Below are 16,454 nucleotides of genomic sequence, written 5' to 3' on the forward strand. Positions count from 1 at the left end.
GTGATCCCCAGGAAGGTGAGCTGGCGAGCGGTGGGGAAACCGCCTTTCGGCCCGTCGGCCTAGCCAGCTGTCGTCATCGTGGCTCAGGGCCAGCCAGTTGCCAAGCCCGGGTGGCCATGTACCCAGTAGTACCCACTATATAGAGAAAGAAATATATATATAGTGGGTACGCTTCAGCCGCTCAACCATGCGGCCTACAGCGTGCCGTACCCGCTGTACCCGGTGTATCCAGTCAAATCAGCGCCGCGCTTCTCTTTCCCTGCTCAGGTAGCGGTCGCAGGCTGCGTCTCGCCCTGGTCGCCGGCGTTGCCCAGCAGCGCCTGGTAGTCGCGGCCGAACCGGTTCACGAACTCCCGCTTGTGGTCGGGCGCCAGGTGACCGTAGTGCTCGATGGTGGTCTGGATGTCGGCGTGCCCCATCAGCCGGCTGACGGCCAACAGGTCGGCACCCTTCATGATCAGCTGGCTGGCGAAGTTGTGGCGCAGGCTGTAGAGCTCCAGGTCGGCGGGTAGGGGCCGGGGGATCTGCACCTTCTTGGTCAGGGCTGCGGTGTGCTCCTTGATGCGCCGCCAGTGCCGGCTGATCGCCGTGTAATCGTAGCGCTCGCCGGTCTTCGGGTTGGCGAAGACGTAGCCGGTGGCCGGCTCGCCCTGTTGCTGGTGCCAGGCCTTGAGCACTGCCACCGCCTCGGGAGAGAGCGGGAAGGTCTGCGGCTCCGGCCGCTTGTGGGCGATCTTCTCGACCACCTTGCGGATGGTGGCGAAGGTCAGGTTGACATGTTCCCAGCGGAGACCGTGGAGGTCCCCGGGGCGGAAGCCGGTGTAGAACATCAGCAGGATCAGCGGAGGCGCATAGTCGACATAGGCAACGCCATCCAGGTCGGGCAGCCAGGGCTTGCCGTGGTAGCGGCTGCGGCGGCGCTCCTCTCGGCGCTGTTCCTGATAGGCCTCGATGCCGGCGAATAGCGCGACCACCTCCTGGTCCTCGAGGTAGCGGCGTGCGCTGGTGGCCTCAGCCAATTCCTTCTCGGTGAGAGCCGGCCGCTCCAGCTTGACCCCCTTGATCGGGTTGGTGTCGATGGTGCCACGCTTGGCAGCGTGGTTCAGCAGCGTCTGCAGGGCGCCGTAGGCTCGCTGGCAGGTGGAGAACGCCAGCCGGCGCTTCTCCATGGCGGCCTGCCAGCGCTCGACGTCGGCGCGGGTGAGCGAGCCCAGCGGCCTGGTCATCCAGTCGGAGAACTCGCGGCGGAGCGTCTGCAGGGTCGCCTTCCCTCGCTTACGCCGGTTCTGGTAGAGCTCATACGGCCCATCGAGGTAGGCCGCCAGGGTCTGCTGCTCCAGATCGCGAGCGTGATCACGCTTCGCCTGGCGATCGGCGAGGGGATCCTCCCCCTGGTAGGTGGCGCCCAAGGTTTCGTGGGCCATCTTGCGAGCCTGGTCGGCGGTGAGGGCCGGGTAACGTCCCAGGGTGATGGTGCGCTCCTTGCCAGCCACGTTGCGATAGGTGAGGCGCCAGCTGGTCGCTGCCTTGCGGCGGATCAGGTGGAAGCCACCGAGCAGGGTGTCCCACAGGCGCTCTGCAGGGGAGGCGCTGGCATGGAAGTCGGCCGCGGTGCGGGCGGTGATCTTGGCCTTGCGGCGGGCACCGGGTTCAGCCGGCCGGGAGGGGGTGGTTTTCATGCGCCAGCTCTCCGGGTCAGTAATGGGTCAGTAAATGGCAGGATAAACCAACGACAACGCCGTGCATTAGCTGCCGCGACATCTTAACCTATATAGCTGATTTCACGGCGCTTTGCGTCGATAGTTGACGTTGAGTGTCGTTGCTGTATCATGCCCGCTCGTCTTTGGTAAGGGTGAGGTCGACGGTTCAAATCCGTCCATGAGCTCCATATCGAAAAGGCGAGCCCGGGCTCGCCTTTTCTCTTTCTTCCCCGCGTCGAGGAAGGGGCGGGAAAGGGGTTGCCAGAAGAGGCGGCTTCCGCTATCATGGCGCCCGCTGTCGTGCAGGCCGCTCGCAAAGGGTGGTTGCGGAGCAGATACAGGCCAGTAGCTCAATTGGCAGAGCAGCGGTCTCCAAAACCGCAGGTTGGGGGTTCGATTCCCTCCTGGCCTGCCAGTCTTCCCCAGGCTGGCGTTATCCCATATACTTTCAAGTTTCGATTGCCGCGCCCTGAGGAGTCTCGTTTTCATGAAGCATAGCGCCGAGGTGCAGGAGTCGCGCCGCGACGGGCTCAAGTGGGCGGTTGTCGTCACTCTGCTGGTTCTTGCCGTTGTCGGCAACACCTACTTCGCCGATCTGGGGCTCATCTATCGCGTGCTGGGCGTCGTTGCCCTGAGTGTCGTGGCGGCGCTGGTCGCGTTGACCACCGCTCGCGGGCGCGAGCTCACCGAGCTGGCCAGGAGCGCGAAGAAGGAGATCCAGCGTGTGGTGTGGCCGACGCGTCCCGAGACCGTGCAGACCACGGGCATCGTGCTGGTTGCCGTGCTGGTGGTCGGTCTGATGCTGTGGCTGATCGACACCCTACTTGGCTGGGCGATGTCCGGCGTCATTGGTTAGGAGCTTCCATGTCCAAGCGTTGGTACGTCGTGCACGCCTACTCCGGCTTCGAGAAGCATGTCATGCGCTCGCTGATCGAGCGCGTGAAGATGCATGGCATGGAGGACCGCTTCGGCGAGATCCTGGTGCCGACCGAAGAAGTCGTCGAGATGCGTGATGGCAAGCGTCGCAAGAGCGAGCGCAAGTTCTATCCCGGCTACGTGCTGGTCGAGATGGAGATGGACGACGAGACCTGGCACCTGGTCAACGAGACCCCGCGGGTCATGGGGTTCATCGGCGGCACCAAGGAGAAGCCGGCACCGATCACCCAGAAGGAGGCCGATGCCATCCTGCGCCGGGTGAAGGACGGCACCGACAAGCCGCGCCCCAAGACGCTGTTCGAGCCGGGTCAATCGGTGCGCGTGGTCGACGGCCCCTTCGCCGACTTCAACGGCGTGGTGGAAGAGGTCAACTACGACAAGAGTCGCCTCCAGGTCAGTGTGCTGATCTTCGGTCGCTCGACTCCTGTCGAACTGGAATTCGCGCAGGTCGAGAAGGAATAGCCACTCGGCCTGACGTTTGCGATGCGGCCCCGAGCGGGCCGCGTAACCCGGGGAGCCGAAAGGCGCTACTACCCAACTGGAGTCAATCATGGCCAAGAAAGTACAGGCTTACATCAAGCTGCAGGTCGCGGCTGGCAAAGCCAACCCGAGTCCCCCCGTGGGCCCCGCGCTGGGTCAGCACGGCGTCAACATCATGGAGTTCTGCAAGGCGTTCAACGCGGCTACCCAGGACATCGAGCCGGGTCTGCCCACGCCGGTGGTCATCACCGTCTACTCCGACCGCAGTTTTACCTTCGTCACCAAGACCCCGCCTGCCGCGGTCCTGCTGAAGAAGGCCGCTGGCATCAAGTCCGGCTCCGGCGAGCCGAACAAGAAGAAGGTCGGTACCGTGACCCGCGAGCAGCTCGAGGAGATCGCCAAGACCAAGGAGCCGGATCTGACCGCTGCCGATCTCGACGCCGCGGTGCGTACCATTGCCGGTAGTGCCCGCAGCATGGGCCTGAACGTGGAGGGTCTCTGATCATGGCCAAGCTTACCAAGCGTGCGAAGCAGATTCGCGAGAAGGTCGACCCGGCCAAGGTCTACTCCCTGGAAGAGGCCGTGGCACTGCTCGCCGAGCTTTCCACCGTCAAGTTCAAGGAGTCGCTGGACGTCGCCATCAACCTGGGCGTCGACCCGCGCAAGTCCGACCAGGTCGTGCGTGGCGCCACCGTCATGCCCAACGGTACCGGCAAGGACGTGCGTGTCGCCGTCTTCACCCAGGGTGCCAACGCCGATGCCGCCAAGGAAGCCGGTGCCGATATCGTCGGCATGGACGACCTGGCCGAGCAGGTCAAGAAGGGCCAGCTCGACTTCGACGTGGTCATCGCCTCGCCGGACGCCATGCGTGTGGTCGGCCAGCTGGGCCAGATTCTCGGTCCGCGCGGCCTGATGCCGAACCCCAAGGTCGGCACCGTGACCCCGGATGTCGCCACTGCGGTCAAGAACGCCAAGGCCGGCCAGGTGCGGTTCCGTACCGACAAGAACGGCATCATCCACACCACCCTTGGCAAGGTCGACTTCGACGCCGCCGCCATCCAGGGCAACCTGGAAGCGCTGGTCGCCGACCTGAAGCGGCTCAAGCCCAGCACCTCCAAGGGTATCTATTTCAAGAAGATGACCCTGTCCACCACCATGGGCCCGGGCATCACCGTCGATCACTCCGCGCTGGTCTGAGCGGCAGTTCGACGGCAACAGGCAAGAACTTTGCGGTCCCCGTGCATGGTTGCAGAACGTGCCGGCGGGGCACCGTCAAAGACCGCAGGCGCCGCCCCTCCTCGTGCAGGGCGGCTTAATCTCCCGCCGGGAGGCCTGCGCAGATGGTGTGCCGCCAGAAGCCTGGTGAGCACCATCACCCAGGACTCCCGTCCCGGCGCTCACGCCCCGGGGCGGGAGAGATGGTAACCACCGGAGCCCTCGTTCGAGGTTCCGGCACGAAGGAGTGATCACTGTGCCCCTAGCACTCGAAGGCAAGAAGGCGATTGTTGCCGAGGTCAGTGCAGCCGCCAAGGATGCTCTCTCCGTCGTAGTTGCCGATTCTCGCGGCGTCGCGGTCAGCGCGATGACCGACCTGCGCAAGCAGGCCCGCGAGAATGGCGTGCAGATCCGTGTTGTCCGCAACACCCTGGCACGCCGCGCCCTGTCCGGAACTCCCTGGGAGATTCTGGAGGAGTCCTTCTCCGGTCCGACCATGCTGGCCTTCTCCTACGAGCATCCGGGCGCTGCCGCCCGCCTGTTCAAGGAGTTTGCCAAGGGCGAGAAGGACTTCGAAGTCAAGGCGCTGGCCTACGAAGGCGAGCTGATCCCGGCGAGCGACATCGACCGCCTGGCAACGCTGCCGACCTACGACGAGGCGATCGCCAAGCTGATGTCCGTCATGAAGGAAGCGTCTGCCGGCAAGCTGGTCCGTACCCTCGCCGCGCTGCGCGACCAGAAGCAGGAAGCCGCCTGATCGGGCGAACTCCTGCGCGCAGCTCGAATCGAATATTGAATCCTCGAGCTCTCGGTCCACCGAGGCTCCCGCAAAGTTAGGAATTGTGACAATGGCACTGACCAAAGAAGACATCATCAACGCCGTCGCCGACATGTCCGTCATGGAAGTCGCCGAGCTGATCGAAGCGATGGAAGAGAAGTTCGGCGTCTCCGCCGCTGCTGCCGTCGTGGCCGGTCCGGCCGGTGGCGAAGCCGCCGCTGCCGAAGAGCAGACCGAGTTCGACCTGGTGCTGACCGCTGCCGGCGACAAGAAGGTCAACGTGATCAAGGCCGTCCGCGAGCTGACCGGCCTGGGCCTGAAGGAAGCCAAGGGTGCCGTCGACGGCGCGCCGGCGACCATCAAGGAAGCGATGTCCAAGGAAGATGCGGAAGCGGCCAAGGCCAAGCTGGAAGAGGCCGGCGCGAGCGTGGAGCTCAAGTAATCCTTGTGCCCATGGCTTCACGCGCTGCGTAAGCTTCCACGGCTGGTGGCGGGACACCCGCTGCCGGCCTTTTTCTGTTGTCACTGGCCTCTGCATGAGCAGAGCCGCCAGCCGAATTCCGAAGGCGAGCAACCCGACGTGGTGCTTGCCTTCATCGCCTGACGGAGCCGCTCCCGTCGGGTGGCGCCGACCACGCATCGGTCACCCATGGTGAACAAGCTGGGGAATACAGATGGCTTACTCATACACTGAGAAAAAACGCATCCGCAAGGATTTCGGCAAACTGCCCCAAGTGATGGATGTGCCCTACCTGCTGGCCATCCAGCTTGATTCCTACTACGACTTTCTCCAGCAGGACCGTTCTCCCGAGGAGCGCCTCGAGATCGGTCTGCATGCGGCCTTCAAGTCCGTCTTCCCGATCGAGAGCTTCTCCGGCAATGCCGCCCTGGAGTACGTCAGCTATCGTTTCGGCACCCCGGCCTTCGACGTCAAGGAGTGCCAGCTGCGTGGCGTCACCTATTCGGCTCCGCTGCGGGTCAAGGTCCGGCTGATCATCTACGACAAGGAGTCGTCGAACAAGGCGATCAAGGACATCAAGGAGCAGGAAGTCTACATGGGGGAGATCCCCCTGATGACCGAGAACGGCACCTTCGTGGTCAACGGCACCGAGCGGGTCATCGTTTCCCAGCTTCACCGCTCGCCCGGCGTGTTCTTCGACCATGACAAGGGCAAGAGCCACTCCTCCGGCAAACTGCTCTACTCGGCCCGCGTGATTCCCTACCGCGGCTCCTGGCTGGACTTCGAGTTCGACCCGAAGGACAGCGTCTTCGTGCGTATCGACCGCCGCCGCAAGCTGCCGGCCACGGTGCTGATGCGTGCGCTGGGCATGAGCGCCGAGGAGATCCTCGACGAGTTCTTCGAGACCAGCACCTTCCACATCGAGAAGTCCGGCTTCTCCGTGGAGCTGGTGCCGTCGCGCCTGCGTGGCGAGACCGCCACCTTCGACATCAAGGACGGCGAGGGCAACCTGATCGTCGAGGAAGGGCGCCGCATCACCCAGAAGCACATCCGGCAGCTGGAGAAGGCCGGCCTCGAGCGTCTCGAGGTGCCGATGGAATACCTGTTCGGCAAGACGCTGGGCAAGGATCAGGTCGACCCCAACACCGGCGAGCTGATCTGCCCCTGCAACACCGAGATCACCCCGGATCTGCTGGAGAAGATCGGCCAGGCGGGCATCACCAGCCTCGAGACCCTCTACACCAACGATCTCGACTGTGGCCCCTTCATCTCCGATACCCTCAAGCTGGACACCACCGGGTCCCAGCTCGAGGCGCTGGTCGAGATCTACCGCATGATGCGTCCCGGCGAGCCGCCCACCAAGGAGGCCGCCGAGACCCTGTTCCACAACCTGTTCTTCACCGAGGATCGCTACGACCTCTCCGGTGTCGGTCGCATGAAGTTCAACCGCCGCCTGCGTCGTGACAGCGACACCGGCTCCGGCGTGCTGGATCGCCGCGACATCCTCGACGTGCTCAAGGAGCTGATCAATATCCGTAACGGCTTCGGTGAAGTCGACGATATCGATCATCTGGGCAACCGCCGCATCCGCTGCGTCGGCGAGATGGCCGAGAACCAGTTCCGTGTCGGCCTGGTGCGGGTCGAGCGTGCGGTCAAGGAGCGTCTCTCCATGGCCGAGAGCGAGGGCCTGATGCCCCAGGACCTGATCAACGCCAAGCCGGTGGCGGCGGCGGTCAAGGAGTTCTTCGGCTCCAGCCAGCTGTCACAGTTCATGGACCAGAACAACCCGCTCTCCGAGGTCACCCACAAGCGCCGCGTCTCCGCGCTGGGCCCGGGCGGCCTGACCCGCGAGCGGGCCGGCTTCGAGGTGCGTGACGTCCACGCCACGCACTACGGCCGGCTGTGCCCGATCGAGACCCCGGAAGGCCCGAACATCGGCCTGATCAACTCCCTGGCCACCTACAGCCACACCAACAGCTACGGCTTCCTCGAGACCCCGTACCGCAAGGTGGTGGACCGTCAGGTGACCGACGAGGTGGTACACCTCTCGGCGATCGAGGAGGGTGACTTCATCATCGCCCAGGCCTCCGCCACCGTGGACGAGGCCGGCAAGCTGGTCGACGACCTGGTGCAGGTGCGCCACAAGGGCGAGACCACCTTCATGCGTCCCGAACAGGTCACCCTGATGGACGTCTCCCCACGCCAGGTGGTCTCCGTGGCGGCGGCGCTGATCCCCTTCCTGGAGCACGACGACGCCAACCGCGCCCTGATGGGCTCGAACATGCAGCGTCAGGCGGTACCGACCCTGCGTGCCGAGAAGCCGCTGGTGGGTACCGGCATGGAGCGCTTCGTGGCCCGCGACTCCGGCGTCTGCGCCGTGGCACGCCGCGGCGGCGTGATCGACTCCGTCGATGCCAAGCGCATCGTGGTGCGCATCAACGAGGACGAGATCATCGGCGGCGAGGCCGGCGTCGACATCTACAACCTCACCAAGTACGTGCGTTCCAACCAGAACACCTGCATGAACCAGCGCCCCATCGTGCGCCCCGGCGACGAGGTGGCGCGCGGCGACATCCTGGCCGACGGTCCCTCGGTGGACATGGGTGACCTGGCCCTGGGCCAGAACATGCGCATCGCCTTCATGCCCTGGAACGGCTACAACTTCGAGGACTCCATCCTGCTCTCCGAGCGGGTGGTCCAGGAAGACCGCTTCACCACCATCCACATCCAGGAGCTCACCTGCGTCTCCCGCGATACCAAGCTGGGGCCGGAGGAGATCACCTCCGACATTCCCAACGTGGGCGAGTCGGCACTGGCCAAGCTGGACGAGGCCGGCGTGGTCTACATCGGTGCCGAGGTCGGGCCGGGCGACATCCTGGTCGGCAAGGTCACGCCCAAGGGCGAGACCCAGCTGACCCCGGAAGAGAAGCTGCTGCGGGCGATCTTCGGCGAGAAGGCCTCCGATGTGAAGGACACCTCGCTGCGGGCCCCCACCGGGATGCGTGGCACCGTCATCGACGTGCAGGTGTTCACCCGCGACGGCGTGGAGAAGGACTCCCGTGCGCTCTCCATCGAGCAGATGCAGCTCGACGAGGTGCGCAAGGACCTGCAGGAGACCTACCGCATCGCCGAGGACGCCACCTTCGAGCGCCTCAAGCGGACCTTCTCCGGCCAGTCCGTCAACGGTGGCCCCAAGCTCAAGAAGGGTGACATCCTCTCCGACGAGTACCTCGAGGAGCTGCCGCGCCAGCAGTGGTTCAAGCTGCGCCTGCAGGATGAGGCCCTCAACGAGCTGCTGGCCCAGGCCGACGAACAGCTCGAGAACCGTCGCCGCGAGATGGACGAGCGCTTCGAGGACAAGAAGCGCAAGCTCACCCAGGGCGACGACCTGGCGCCGGGCGTGCTGAAGATCGTCAAGGTCTACATGGCGGTCAAGCGTCGCATCCAGCCGGGTGACAAGATGGCCGGCCGTCACGGCAACAAGGGTGTCATCTCGGCGATCATGCCCGTCGAGGACATGCCCTTCGACGACAATGGCGAGCCGGTGGACGTGGTCCTCAACCCGCTGGGCGTGCCGTCGCGCATGAACGTCGGCCAGATCCTCGAGACCCACCTGGGCCTGGCGGCCCGAGGCCTCGGCGTGAAGATCGAGCAGATGCTGCGCGAGGCGCGCGACCAGCAGGTCGGCCAGATCCGCGACTTCCTGGGACAGGTCTACAACACCGAGGGTACCCGGGTCGAGGACCTCGACTCGCTGACCGATGACGAGGTGATCGCCCTGGCGAAGAACCTGCAGAGTGGCGTGCCGATGGCCTCGCCGGTGTTCGACGGCGCCAAGGAGGGCGAGATCAAGCATCTGCTCAAGCTGGCGGGCCTGCCGGACTCCGGTCAGATGTGCCTCTATGATGGCCGTACCGGCGATGCCTTCGACCGTCCGGTCACCGTCGGCTACATGTACATGCTCAAGCTCAACCACCTGGTGGACGACAAGATGCATGCCCGTTCCACCGGCTCCTACTCGCTGGTCACCCAGCAACCGCTGGGCGGCAAGGCGCAGTTCGGTGGCCAGCGCTTCGGCGAGATGGAGGTCTGGGCACTGGAAGCCTATGGCGCCGCCTACACGCTCCAGGAGATGCTCACCGTCAAGTCCGACGACGTGGAAGGGCGCACCAAGATGTACAAGAGCATCGTGGATGGCGACCACACCATGCAGGCGGGCATGCCGGAATCCTTCAACGTGCTGGTGAAGGAGATCCGCTCGCTGGGCATCGACATCGAGCTCGAGAGCTGAGGCGGCCGACGCTTCACAGAATGACGGTCCGCGGGGGTGGCAACACCCCCGCCCATGACAACTCCGCAGCGGAGCCGACCCCATGAAAGATTTGGTGAAAGTCCTCAAATCGCAGTCTCAGTCCGACGAGTTCGACGCGATCAAGATCACGCTGGCGTCGCCGGACATGATCCGCTCCTGGTCCTTCGGCGAGGTCAAGAAGCCCGAGACCATCAACTACCGCACCTTCAAGCCGGAGCGCGACGGCCTGTTCTGCGCCAAGATCTTCGGCCCGGTGAAGGACTACGAGTGCCTGTGCGGCAAGTACAAGCGCATGAAGCACCGCGGGATCATCTGCGAGAAGTGCGGCGTCGAGGTCACCAAGGCCGCCGTGCGCCGCGAGCGCATGGGCCATATCGAGCTGGCCTCGCCGGTCGCCCACATCTGGTTCCTCAAGTCGCTGCCGTCGCGCATCGGCATGTTCCTGGACATGACCCTGCGCGACATCGAGCGCGTGCTCTACTTCGAGAGCTTCGTGGTCATCGATCCGGGCATGACCACCCTAGAGCGCGGCCAGCTGCTCAACGACGAGCAGTACTTCGAGGCCCTCGAGGAGTTCGGTGACGACTTCGATGCCCGCATGGGTGCCGAGGCCGTCCAGGCCCTGCTCAAGGACATCGATCTCGAGGAGGAGATCGATCGCCTGCGCGAGGAGATCCCGCAGACCAATTCCGAGACCAAGATCAAGAAGCTCTCCAAGCGGCTCAAGCTGCTGGAGGCCTTCTACAACTCCGGCAATGCCCCGGCGTGGATGGTCATGGAGGTGCTCCCGGTGCTGCCGCCGGACCTGCGTCCGCTGGTGCCGCTGGACGGTGGCCGCTTCGCCACCTCCGATCTCAACGACCTCTATCGTCGGGTGATCAACCGCAACAACCGCCTCAAGCGGCTGCTCGACCTCAATGCGCCGGACATCATCGTGCGCAACGAGAAGCGCATGCTGCAGGAGGCGGTGGATGCCCTGCTGGACAACGGCCGTCGTGGCCGTGCCATCACCGGCTCCAACAAGCGCCCGCTGAAGTCCCTGGCCGACATGATCAAGGGCAAGCAGGGCCGCTTCCGCCAGAACCTGCTGGGCAAGCGAGTCGACTACTCGGGTCGTTCGGTGATCACCGTGGGCCCGACCCTGCGCCTGCACCAGTGCGGCCTGCCCAAGAAGATGGCACTGGAGCTGTTCAAGCCGTTCATCTACTCCAAGCTGCAGGCCAACGGCCAGGCGTCCACCATCAAGGCCGCCAAGAAGATGGTCGAGCGCGAGCTGCCGGAGGTGTGGGACATCCTCGCCGATGTCATCCGCGAGCACCCGGTACTGCTCAACCGCGCCCCGACCCTCCACCGCCTGGGTATCCAGGCCTTCGAGCCGCTGCTGATCGAGGGCAAGGCGATCCAGCTGCACCCGCTGGTGTGTGCCGCCTACAACGCCGACTTCGACGGTGACCAGATGGCGGTTCACGTACCGCTGACCCTGGAAGCCCAGCTCGAGGCGCGGGCACTGATGATGGCCACCAACAACGTGCTGTCACCGGCCAACGGCGAGCCGATCATCGTGCCTTCCCAGGACGTGGTGCTGGGGCTCTACTACATGACCCGCGAGCGCATCAACGCCAAGGGCGAGGGCATGGTGTTCGCCAACCTCAACGAGGTGGAGCGCGCCTTCGGCACCCAGCACGTCGACCTGCACGCCCGGGTCAAGGTGCGCCTGACCGAGGTGGAGATCGACGAGGAGACCGGCGAGAAGAGCGAGCATCGTCGCCTGTATGACACCACCGTGGGGCGTGCGCTGCTGTTCCGCATCCTGCCCGAGGGCGTGCCCTTCGCGCTGGTCGACCAGTCGATGAAGAAGAAGGCGATCTCGAAGCTGATCAACGAGGTGTATCGCCGTGCCGGGCTCAAGCCGGCGGTGATCTTCGCCGACCAGCTGATGTATACCGGCTTCCGCCTGGCCACCTGGTCCGGTGCCTCCATCGGCGTCAACGACTTCGTCATCCCGGATGCCAAGGCCGAGATCATCGAGGCGGCCGAGGACGAGGTGAAGGAGATCGAGGATCAGTTCTCCTCAGGTCTCGTCACCGCGGGCGAGAAGTACAACAAGGTGATCGACATCTGGTCCAAGGCCAACGACAAGGTGGCCCGGGCGATGATGGACGGCATCGAGAAGGAGACCGTGACCGACCGCGACGGCAACCAGGTCGAGCAGGCGTCCTTCAACAGCGTCTTCATCATGGCCGACTCCGGGGCGCGTGGCAGCGCCGCGCAGATCCGCCAGCTGGCGGGCATGCGCGGCCTGATGGCCAAGCCGGATGGCTCGATCATCGAGACACCGATTGTCGCCAACTTCCGTGAGGGCCTGAACGTCCTCCAGTACTTCATCTCCACCCACGGGGCGCGCAAGGGCCTGGCGGACACGGCACTCAAGACCGCCAACTCCGGTTACCTGACCCGTCGCCTGGTCGACGTGGCCCAGGACATGGTGATCACCGAGGCGGACTGCGGCACCGAGAACGGCCTGACCCTGCACCCGGTCATCGAGGGGGGCGACATCATCGTCTCCCTGGCCCAGCGGGTGCTGGGCCGCGTGGTGGCCCGGGACGTCATCGACCCGGCCACCGAGGAGGTGTTGATCCCCCGCGGCACCCTGCTCGACGAGGCCTGGTGTGCCGAGCTCGACACCATGGGCGTCGACGAGGTCGTGGTGCGCAGCGCCATCACCTGCGAGACCTCGCACGGCGTCTGCTCGGCCTGCTACGGCCGTGACCTGGCGCGTGGCCACCAGGTCAACATCGGTGAGGCGGTGGGCGTCATCGCTGCCCAGTCGATCGGCGAGCCGGGTACCCAGCTGACCATGCGGACCTTCCACATCGGTGGTGCGGCCTCTCGGGCCTCCGCGGTGGACAGCGTCCAGGTCAAGCACGGCGGCAAGGTACGCCTGCACAATATCAAGTATGTCGAGCGCAGTGACGGCAAGCTGGTCGTGGTCTCCCGCTCCAGCGCCCTGGCCGTCGCCGACGACCACGGCCGCGAGCGCGAGTACTACAAGCTGCCCTACGGCGCCGAGCTGTCGGTGCGCGACGGTGATGCCGTCGAGGCTGGCGAGGCCGTGGCCAAGTGGGATCCGCACACCCACCCGATCGTCGCCGAGGCCGAGGGTACCGTGCAGTACGCGGACATGGACGAGGGCCTGACCATCCACCGCAGCGTGGACGAGATGACCGGTCTCTCCTCCATCGAGGTGATCGAGGCCGCGGCGCGGCCGATGGCCGGCCGCGACAAGCGCCCGATGATCCTGCTCTCGGGCGATGACGGCAAGCCGGTCACGGTCACGGGTTCCGACACCCCGGTGCAGTACCTGCTCCCGGGCAAGGCAATCGTCACCGCCGACAACGGTGCCCGCATCGGCGTGGGCGAGATCGTTGCGCGTATCCCGGTGGAGGCGTCCGCCAACAAGGACATCACCGGGGGTCTGCCGCGCGTCGCCGACCTGTTCGAGGCGCGCAAGCCGAAGGAACCGGCGATACTGGCCGAGATCAGCGGCGTGATCAGCTTCGGCAAGGAGACCAAGGGCAAGCGGCGCCTGACCATCACCCCCGAGGGTGGCGGCGACCCGTTCGAAATGCTGATCCCGAAATGGCGCCAGATCGCCGTCTTCGAGGGCGAGAGTGTCGAGAAGGGCGAGGTGATCTCGGATGGCCCCAGCAACCCGCACGACATCCTGCGTCTGCTGGGCGTGGCGGAACTGGCCAAGTACATCACCGCCGAGATCCAGGACGTCTACCGCCTGCAGGGCGTGGGCATCAACGACAAGCACATCGAGGTGATCGTGCGTCAGATGCTGCGCAAGGTGGAGGTCACCGATTCCGGCGATTCGGACTTCATCCCGGGCGACCAGGTCGAACTGGTTCGAGTGCTCGAGCAGAATCACTTCCTCGAGAAGGGAGAGAAATTCCCGGCCAAGTACCAGCGGGTGTTGCTGGGGATCACCAAGGCCAGCCTGGCCACCGAGTCGTTCATCTCCGCGGCCTCCTTCCAGGAGACCACGCGGGTGCTGACCGAGGCGGCGGTGACCGGCAAGCGCGACTACCTGCGCGGCCTGAAGGAGAACGTGGTGGTGGGACGCCTGATCCCGGCCGGTACCGGCCTGACCCACCACGCGGAGCGCAAGCGCAAGCGTGAAGACGCCGATCGCCTGCTCCACCCGTCGGCCCTCGATGTCGAGCAGGAGCTGGGCGCCCAGCTGACTGCCCTCGACTCGGATGACGACGAGATCTGACGCCCGGGCCGCCGGCCTGGCGTCCTGCCCTGTGGGCGGGACGCCAGGCTTGACGGCCGGCCTCGTCAGCCATTAGAATGCGCAGCCTTTAACAGTGGGGCGGGTACGCCCGCGCCCGCTGGAAAGGCAGCGCAGTACAGGAAAGCGAGCGGCTACCTCGCTTCCGCCAAGGCAACCCATTGGAGCAATAGATGGCAACGATCAATCAGCTCGTGCGCAAGCCGCGCAAGCGCCCCGTCAGCAAGAGCGACGTGCCGGCGCTGCAGGCCTGCCCGCAGAAGCGCGGTGTCTGCACCCGCGTCTATACCACTACCCCGAAGAAGCCGAACTCGGCCCTGCGGAAGGTGTGCCGTGTGCGCCTGACCAACGGTTTCGAGGTTTCTTCGTACATCGGCGGTGAAGGCCACAACCTCCAGGAGCACTCCGTGGTCCTGATCCGTGGCGGCCGTGTCAAGGACCTTCCCGGTGTGCGCTATCACACCGTGCGCGGCGCCCTGGACACCTCCGGCGTGCAGAACCGCAAGCAGGGTCGCTCCAAGTACGGCACCAAGCGTCCCAAGGTGTAATCGGGTGGCTCACGCCACCTCTACTGAATACATGGCATCGGTCTGATAAGAGTAAGGTCGAGCGCGCCCACGGCGATCGTCTCGGGTTTACCTGAAGGACCCTTTACAGAGGGCTTATCATGCCTAGAAGAAGAGTTGCAGCCAAGCGCGAGATCCTGCCGGATCCCAAGTTCGGAAGCGAGCGCCTGGCGAAGTTCATGAACCACCTGATGGTCAGCGGCAAGAAGTCCGTAGCTGAGCGTATCGTCTACGGTGCGCTGGACAGGGTTGCCGAGCGAAGCAAGGAAGAGCCGCTGGAGGTCTTCGACAAGGCGCTGGAAGCCATCCAGCCGATGGTCGAGGTCAAGTCCCGCCGCGTCGGCGGCGCGACCTATCAGGTGCCGGTGGAGGTTCGTCCGTCACGCCGCCAGGCGCTGGCCATGCGCTGGCTGGTCGATGCGGCCCGTCGCCGTGGAGAGAAGACCATGGTACAGCGCCTGGCCGGCGAGATGCTGGACGCCGCCGAGGGCAAGGGCTCCGCGGTCAAGAAGCGTGAAGACGTGCACCGCATGGCGGAAGCCAACAAGGCGTTCTCGCACTACCGCTTCTAAACGCATCGCCAACCAACGGGGAGTTCCACCGTGGCTCGCAAGACTCCACTAAACCGCTATCGCAACATCGGGATCGTCGCCCACGTCGATGCCGGCAAGACCACCACGACCGAGCGCGTGCTGTTCTACACCGGGATCAACCACAAGCTGGGCGAGACCCACGAAGGTGCCTCCACCACCGACTGGATGGAGCAGGAGCAGGAGCGTGGCATCACCATCACCTCCGCTGCCGTCACCACCTTCTGGAAGGGCATGAACCACCAGTTCGATGAGCACCGCATCAACATCATCGACACCCCCGGGCACGTGGACTTCACCATCGAGGTGGAGCGTTCCCTGCGTGTTCTCGACGGGGCCGTGGTGGTGCTGTGCGGCTCGTCCGGCGTCCAGCCCCAGACCGAGACCGTGTGGCGCCAGGCCAACAAGTACGAAGTGCCGCGCATGGTGTTCGTCAACAAGATGGATCGCACCGGCGCCGACTACTTCATGGTGGTCGAGCAGCTCAAGGAGCGACTGGGCGCCAACGCCGTGCCGATCCAGATCAACTGGGGCACCGAGGAGGAGTTCAAGGGCGTCATCGACCTGCTCGAGATGAAGGCCATCCTGTGGAACGAGGCCGACCTCGGCGCCACCTATGACCTCGTCGATATCCCGGCCGAGCTCCAGGAGACCGCCGAGAAGTATCGCGAGGAGATGGTCGAGGCCGCCGCCGAGGCGTCCGAAGAGCTGATGGACAAGTACCTCGAAGAGGGCGAGCTCACCAAGGAAGAGATCAAGGCTGGCCTGCGTCGCCGCACCCTGGACAACGAGATCGTGCTGGTCACCTGCGGCTCGGCGTTCAAGAACAAGGGCGTGCAGGCGGTGCTGGATGCTGTCGTCGAGTACCTGCCGTCTCCCACCGAGGTCAAGGCGATCGAGGGCGAGCTGGACGACAAGGACGGCACCATCGCCACCCGCGAGGCGGACGACAGCGCCCCCTTCGCCGCCCTGGCCTTCAAGATCGCCACCGACCCCTTCGTCGGCACCCTGACCTTCATCCGCGTCTACTCGGGCGTGCTGAACTCGGGCGACAGCGTCTACAACTCCGTCAAGGAGAAGAAGGAGCGCGTCGGTCGTATCGTCCAGATGCACGCCA

12 protein-coding genes and 1 tRNA gene are annotated in these 16,454 nt (G+C 64.9%); 12 read left to right on the forward strand and 1 reads right to left on the reverse strand.

The genetic code is table 11. The features are described 5' to 3' along the window. Positions 1 to 263 precede the first annotated feature (263 nt). On the reverse strand, positions 264 to 1,679 hold the full coding sequence (locus ACOMD9_RS19840; RefSeq protein WP_421417734.1) for a tyrosine-type recombinase/integrase: 1,416 nt from the start codon (positions 1,677 to 1,679) through the stop codon (positions 264 to 266). 360 nt (positions 1,680 to 2,039) lie between these two features. Between ACOMD9_RS19840 and ACOMD9_RS19845 the strand changes: the two genes are divergently transcribed. From ACOMD9_RS19845 to ACOMD9_RS19900, 12 genes are all read left to right on the forward strand, one after another. Next, positions 2,040 to 2,115 (forward strand) — tRNA-Trp (locus ACOMD9_RS19845). Positions 2,116 to 2,187: 72 nt separating this feature from the next. Then, entirely contained in the window at positions 2,188 to 2,556 is a 369-nt protein-coding gene (gene secE, locus ACOMD9_RS19850; RefSeq protein WP_421417735.1) for a preprotein translocase subunit SecE, read from the forward strand. Positions 2,557 to 2,564: 8 nt separating this feature from the next. Then, on the forward strand, positions 2,565 to 3,098 hold the full coding sequence (nusG, locus tag ACOMD9_RS19855; RefSeq protein ID WP_282720219.1) for a transcription termination/antitermination protein NusG: 534 nt from the start codon (positions 2,565 to 2,567) through the stop codon (positions 3,096 to 3,098). 88 nt (positions 3,099 to 3,186) lie between these two features. Beyond that, positions 3,187 to 3,618, forward strand: a complete 432-nt coding sequence (gene rplK, locus ACOMD9_RS19860; protein WP_102626767.1) for a 50S ribosomal protein L11 — start codon at positions 3,187 to 3,189, stop codon at positions 3,616 to 3,618. Positions 3,619 to 3,620: 2 nt separating this feature from the next. Continuing rightward, positions 3,621 to 4,313 carry a 50S ribosomal protein L1 gene (gene rplA, locus ACOMD9_RS19865; protein ID WP_421417736.1) on the forward strand — a complete coding sequence of 231 codons (693 nt, stop codon included), beginning with the start codon at positions 3,621 to 3,623 and terminating at the stop codon, positions 4,311 to 4,313. Positions 4,314 to 4,587: 274 nt separating this feature from the next. Beyond that, entirely contained in the window at positions 4,588 to 5,088 is a 501-nt protein-coding gene (gene rplJ / locus ACOMD9_RS19870) for a 50S ribosomal protein L10 (protein WP_421417737.1), read from the forward strand. Between the two features lie 91 nt (positions 5,089 to 5,179). Continuing rightward, on the forward strand, positions 5,180 to 5,551 hold the full coding sequence (gene rplL, locus ACOMD9_RS19875; protein ID WP_421417738.1) for a 50S ribosomal protein L7/L12: 372 nt from the start codon (positions 5,180 to 5,182) through the stop codon (positions 5,549 to 5,551). 232 nt (positions 5,552 to 5,783) lie between these two features. Then, complete coding sequence (rpoB, locus tag ACOMD9_RS19880) at positions 5,784 to 9,860, forward strand: DNA-directed RNA polymerase subunit beta (protein ID WP_421417739.1); 4,077 nt, start codon at positions 5,784 to 5,786, stop codon at positions 9,858 to 9,860. A gap of 82 nt (positions 9,861 to 9,942) precedes the next feature. Then, positions 9,943 to 14,163, forward strand: coding sequence for a DNA-directed RNA polymerase subunit beta' (gene rpoC / locus ACOMD9_RS19885; protein WP_421417740.1), 4,221 nt, complete (start codon positions 9,943 to 9,945; stop codon positions 14,161 to 14,163). Between the two features lie 191 nt (positions 14,164 to 14,354). Beyond that, the gene (gene rpsL, locus ACOMD9_RS19890) at positions 14,355 to 14,729 is read left to right on the forward strand and encodes a 30S ribosomal protein S12 (protein WP_089797148.1); all 375 of its coding nucleotides are present in this window, start codon (positions 14,355 to 14,357) and stop codon (positions 14,727 to 14,729) included. A gap of 119 nt (positions 14,730 to 14,848) precedes the next feature. Then, complete coding sequence (rpsG, locus tag ACOMD9_RS19895) at positions 14,849 to 15,319, forward strand: 30S ribosomal protein S7 (RefSeq protein WP_421417741.1); 471 nt, start codon at positions 14,849 to 14,851, stop codon at positions 15,317 to 15,319. Positions 15,320 to 15,349: 30 nt separating this feature from the next. Further along, the coding region (locus tag ACOMD9_RS19900) for an elongation factor G (protein WP_421417742.1) at positions 15,350 to 16,454 on the forward strand (1,105 nt) is incomplete at its 3' end.

The sequence above is a fragment of the Halomonas terrestris genome, assembly GCF_049166755.1.
Lineage (GTDB): Bacteria > Pseudomonadota > Gammaproteobacteria > Pseudomonadales > Halomonadaceae > Halomonas.